At 65.4% G+C, this 416-nt stretch carries 1 pseudogene (running past one end of the window); it reads right to left on the reverse strand.

The features are described from left to right. Nucleotides 1–159: 159 nt before the first annotated feature. Nucleotides 160–416: pseudogene (locus B3H47_RS05465) on the reverse strand (AMP-binding protein) (it continues 1,409 nt past the right edge of the window).

Here is a 416-nt window from a genome sequence, read left to right on the forward strand (position 1 = left end):
GGGCGACGTGTTTGGCGCGAGCAGCCTCGCCGCCGCCCTCGGCCACGCGGGCCTGGCGCGCGCGCAGGTCGTCCACCAGCGCCTGCAGGGCGGCGGCGTTGGCGGTGAACTCGGCGCTGCGCGGGTTGAGTCGGGTATCAAGAATGGGCATGGGGGTCTTCAGGCGGTGCGGTCGGGGTGGAGCCCGAGTTCTTGCTGCATGGTTTCGCGGATTTTGAACTTCTGCACCTTGCCGGTAATGGTCATGGGAAACGCGGACACGAAGCGCAGGTAGCGCGGAATCTTGTAGTGCGCGATGTTCCCTCTGCAAAACGCGCGAATATCCTCGTCCGTTGGAGACATGCCGGCCTTGGGAATGATCCAGGCGCACAGTTCTTCGCCGTACTTCGGGTCGGGCACGCCGACCACCTGCACGT

Source organism: Thiomonas sp. UBA7699 (assembly GCF_002482605.1).
In the GTDB taxonomy this organism is placed as follows: domain Bacteria; phylum Pseudomonadota; class Gammaproteobacteria; order Burkholderiales; family Burkholderiaceae_C; genus Thiomonas; species Thiomonas arsenitoxydans.